Annotated in this window: 2 protein-coding genes; both read right to left on the bottom strand. The window is 77.8% G+C overall.

Features of this window, described 5'->3' with window-relative positions; all coding sequences use genetic code 11:
* The coding region (locus tag ABD284_RS25655) for a polyketide synthase docking domain-containing protein (RefSeq protein WP_344149058.1) at window positions 1-232 on the bottom strand (232 nt) is incomplete at its 3' end.
* A gap of 73 nt (window positions 233-305) precedes the next feature.
* Window positions 306-4,988 carry an SDR family NAD(P)-dependent oxidoreductase gene (locus tag ABD284_RS25650; RefSeq protein ID WP_344149056.1) on the bottom strand — a complete coding sequence of 1,561 codons (4,683 nt, stop codon included), beginning with the start codon at window positions 4,986-4,988 and terminating at the stop codon, window positions 306-308.
* Window positions 4,989-4,997 lie beyond the last annotated feature (9 nt).

The raw sequence follows: 4,997 nt of genomic DNA, 5'->3' as shown, positions 1-4,997 counted from the left end.
CCCGGTCCTCAGGGAAATCGCACGTCGCATCACCCCCCGACGCCACCAGATCCCACAACCCCTCCGGCGAACCCACCCCACCCGGCAACCGGCACCCCACCCCCACAACCGCCACCGGCTCACGGGCGGCGGCCTCGGCGTCGTGCAGTCTGCGCCGGGTCTCGCGCAGGTCGGCGGTCACGCGCTTGAGGTAGTCGAAGAGCTTCTGCTGTGTGTGCGTACTCTCGGTCATGTCTGCCCCGGGTCTCGTGTCGGCCTGCGGGTGGGAAGCGGTACCGCCGAGCGGGGAGGCCGGGGGCCGGCGGTCACCGGTCCCCGAGTTCCTCGTCGATCAGCGCGAAGACCTCATCGGGTGTGGCGCCGTCCAGGGAGGCGGCCTCCTCCTGCGGGGCGCGGCCGCCCCTGGCCGCGCGCGCCAGGGCGCGCAGGCGTTCAGCGAGGCCCGACGCGCGCACCTCGGCCGGGTCCAGGGTCGCCAGCAGCCGCTCCAGTTCGGCCACCTGCGCCGCGCCGGGGGCGGCGCCGGTGCCGGAGGTGTCCCCCGGCGTGTCGCCGGCGCCGAGCGCGCCGCGCAGGTGGGCGGCCACCGCCGACACGGTCGGGTGCTCGAAGGCGAGCGCGGCCGGCAGCCGCAGGCCGGTGGCGGCGCTCAGCCGGTTGCGCAGGTCCACCGCCATCACCGAGTCCAGGCCGAGGTCGGTGAACGGCCGGGCGCCGTCGACGGCCTCCGGCGAGTCGTGGCCGAGGGTCGCCGCGACGTACTCGCGCACCAGCGCCCGCGCCATGCGGTCGCGTTCGGGCGGGGGCGCCTGGGTGAGGCGCCGCCGCAGCTCTGCCGCGGGGTCGGCGTCGTGGGCGGCGGGCGCGGACGCGCCGCGGTGCGCCTCGGGCAGGTCGTCGAGCAGGGTGCTGGGGCGCGCCGCGGTGAAGGCGAGCGTGAAGCGCCGCCAGTCGATGTCGGCGACGGCGAAGGCGGGGTCCGCGTCGCCGGTGAAGGCGGCCTCCAGCGCCGCGGTGGCGGTCGCCGCGGGCATGCCGGGCATGCCGTGCCGCGCCAGCATGCCGGCGACATCGGCGCGCCGGGCCATCCCCTCGCCGCTCCAGTGGCCCCAGGCAAGGGAGGTGGCCGGGAGTCCCGCGGCGCGGCGGTGGCGCGCGAGCGCGTCGAGGTAGGCGTTGGCGGGCGCGTAGTTGCCCTGGCCCCCGACGCCGAGCAGGCCCGCCACCGAGGAGTAGAGCAGGAACGCCGAGAGCCCGGTGCCGGCCGTCAGCTCGTGCAGGTGCCGGGCCGCGCCCGCCTTGACCGCCATGGCGGCCTCCATGCGCGCGGAGTCGAGGTCGGCGATGGGGGCGTCGTCGAGCGCGGCCGCGGCGTGCACGACGGCGGTGAGGGGATGTTCGGCGGGCACGTCCGCGAGCAGGCGCTCCACGTCGGCGCGGTCGGCGACGTCGCAGGCCGCCAGGGTGACCCGGGTGCCGGAGGCGCGCAGCTCCGCGGCGAGCGCGTCGGCGCCCGGAGCCCGGGGCCCGCGCCGCCCGGCCAGCAGCAGGTGCAGGCGGTCGCCCCCGCGGCCGGCCAGGTAGCGGGCGGTGTGCGCGCCGAGGGCGCCGGTTCCGCCGGTGATCAGCACGGTGCCGGCGGGCCGCCACGGCCGGGCGGCGGCGCGGGCGGGCTCCGGAGCGGGGGCGCGGACCAGGCGGCGGGCGCGGAGGCCGAAGGGCCGCACGGCGAGCTGGTCCTCGCCGCCGGAGGCGCACAGCGCGGTGTGCAGCAGGGCGGCGGTGCGCCGGTCGGGGCTGTCGGGCAGGTCGACCAGGCCGCCCCAGCGCTCGGGGTGCTCCTGGGCCGCGACCCGCCCGAGCCCCCACACCGGGGCCTGTTCGGGGCTGCGCAGCGGGTCGTTCTCCCCGGTCGAGACCGCGCCGCCGGTGGCGCACCACAGCGGGGCGTCGACTCCGGCGTCCGGCATCGCCCGCAGGAGGTCGGCGACGAGCGCGGGGCCCGCGGCGGTCGCGGCCGCCGGGTCGGCGGGCCCGTCCAGGGTGAGCAGGCACAGCACGCCGTCGACGGGTTCGGCGGCGCCGCGGGGGGTGCGCAGCAGGGCGCCCAGGCGGGAGCGGTCGGCGGAGCGGTCGACCTCGACCGACTCGGCGCGCAGGCCGCGTTCCCGCAACGCGTCGTACCAGGCCCGCGCCGCGCCACCGGAGCCGGTGCCGGGCTCCAGCAGCACCAGCCACCGGCCGGCGGGCGGGGCGGCCGCCTCGGGTACGGCCACCCACCGGTCGGCGTAGCACAGCGCTTCGAGGGCGGTGCGCTCGTCGCGGCGCCGGCGCCAGCCCTCCAGCGCGGGCAGCAGCGCGCGCACGGGCCCGGGGTCAGTGCCCAGGGCGGCGGCGAGGGACTCGGCGTCGCCGCCGGCGACCGCCGACCAGAGGCGCCGGTCGGCGTGCCCGGCGCCGGACGCGCCGTCCGGGGCGGCGGCGCGCTCGGCGGGCGGCGGCTGGGGCGCCAGCCAGTGGCGGCGGCGCTGGAAGGCGTAGGTGGGCAGGTCGACGACGCTGCCCTCCACGCCGGTGTAGACGGCGGACCAGTCGACGGACGCGCCGTGGGCGTAGGCCTCGGCCAGCGCCGCGGCGAAGCGCGGCCACCCGCCCTCGCCGCGGCGCAGGGAGCCGAGGGCGGCGGCGGGCGTCGCCTCCCGCCCGGCCGCGGCCGCGCGCTCGGCGGCGTCCTCGGCGGTCTGCTCGACCGCCATGGTCAGCACCGGGTGCGGGCTCATCTCCACGAACAGGCCGTGGTCGCTCTCGGCGAGGGCGCGTACGGCGGCGGAGAACTCGACGGGGCGGCGGATGTTGGCGTACCAGTACTCGGCGCCGAGGTCACCCTCGGCGACGGGGCGTCCGGTGACGGTGGAGGGGAAGGCCACGCGCGGCCGCCGGGAGGCGAGGTCGGCGAGGTCGGCCAGGACGGCGGGGCGCAGCGGCTCCATGGCCGCCGAGTGCGAGGCGTAGTCCACGTCGATCATCCGCGCCCGCACACCGGTGTCGGCGGCGCGCTCGGCCGTGCGCCGCACGGCCTCCCGTTCGCCACTGACCACCGTGGAGGCGGGGCCGTTGACCGCGGCGACGCCGATTTGGTCGGGCCAGCCGGCGATGAGCTCGCGCACGCGGTCGGCGGGCAGCGCGATTTGGGCCATCGCGCCGTCGCCGTCCAGGGCGCGCACGGCCCGGCTGCGCAGGGCGGCGACGCGGGCGCCGTCCTCCAGCGAGAGCGCGCCGCAGACGCAGGCGGCCGCGATCTCGCCCTGCGAGTGGCCCACCACGGCGTCCGGCCGAACCCCGCAGGCCGACCACAGCTCGGCCAGGGCAACCATCACCGCCCACAGCACAGGCTGGAGCACATCCACCCGCTCCAGCCCCGGTGCACCGGGTTCGCCGCGCAGCACCGCACCCAGCGACCAGTCCACGTGCGGGCCCAGGGCCACTTCGCACTCGGCGATCCGCCCGGAGAAGATTTCGGAGGCCTCCAGCAGTTCGGCCGCCATCCCCGGCCACTGCCCGCCCTGCCCGGGAAACACGAACACCGTTCTGCCCGGCGGGCCGCCGCGCCCGCGGACCGTGCCGGGCGGGGCCTCGCCGCGCGCCAGCGCCGCCAGCCCGGCGAGGTGGTCGTCGCGGTCGGCGCCGCCGAGGACCGCGGCGCGGTGCTCCAGGTGCGTGCGGGTGGTGGCCAGGGAGTAGGCGACGTCGGCCGCGTCGGCTTCGGGGTGCTCCGCGAGACGGGTGTACAGCCGCTCGGCCTGGGCGCGCAGCGCCTGCGGAGTGTGGCCGGACACCGGCCAGGGCGTGTCCCGGCTCCCGGCGCCGGCGGCGCCGGTTGCGGACGCGGACGCTTCGCGGGTTCCGGTCGCGCGAGCGGTGGTCGCGCGGCGGCCGAACGCGTGCGGGAGCGGGACGTCCTCAGGCGGTTCCTCGACGAGGACGTGGGCGTTGGTGCCGCTGATCCCGAACGACGACACCCCGCCGATCCGCCGGCCCTCCCCCCGCGGCCACCCACGCGGTTCGGCCGAGACCGCCTCGATACCCAGGCCGTCCCAGTCGACCAGCTCCGACACGCCCCCGGACACCCCCGCCAGCGGCGGAACCACACCCCGCCCGAGCACACCCAGCAGCGACACCAACCCCGCCACACCCGCGGCCGCCTGCACATGGGCGATGTTGGCCTTGACCGACCCCACCACCACACCGCCGCAGCGGCCATAGACCGCACCCAGCGCCCCCAGCTCGATCGGATCACCCAGCACCGTCCCCGTACCGTGCCCCTCCACCACACCCACCCGCTCGGCGCGAACGTCCCCGTCCGCCAGCGCCGCACGCATCACCGCCTCCTGGGCAACGCCGCTGGGCGCCGACAACCCGTTGCTCGCCCCATCGGAGTTCACCGCCGACCCCCGCACCACCCCCCACACACGACGACCACCCGCCACCGCATCCGACAACCGCTCCAGCACCACAACACCCGCACCCTCACCGAACCCCGTGCCGTCGGCCTTGGCGCCGAACGACCGGCACCGCCCGTCCCGCGACAACCCGCCCTGGTGCGAGAACTGCACGAACACGCCCGGAGACCCCATCACCGTGACCCCGCCGGCCAGGGCGAGGTCGCATTCGCCCCGGCGCAGCGCCTGCACCGCCTGGTGCAGCGCCACCAGCGACGACGAGCACGCCGTGTCCACCGTGACCGCCGGCCCGCGCAGACCCAGCGTGTAGGCCACACGGCCGGAGACCACACTGGGCATGGAGCCGGTCAGGGCGTAGCCGGCCGTCTCCTCGGCCGCCTGGTACATCCGCGGTCCGTACTCCTGGGCGATGGCGCCCATGAAGGTGCCGGTCGCGCTGTCCCGCAGCACCGTCGGATCGATACCCGCCCGCTCCAGCGCCTCCCACACCGTCTCCAACAACACCCGCTGCTGCGGATCCATCGCCAACGCCTCACG

This window comes from Streptomonospora arabica, assembly GCF_039531585.1.
In the GTDB taxonomy this organism is placed as follows: Bacteria; Actinomycetota; Actinomycetes; order Streptosporangiales; family Streptosporangiaceae; genus Streptomonospora; species Streptomonospora halophila.
Note: the sequence above shows the minus strand (reverse complement) of the source record. Positions and strands in the feature narration are given on the sequence as shown.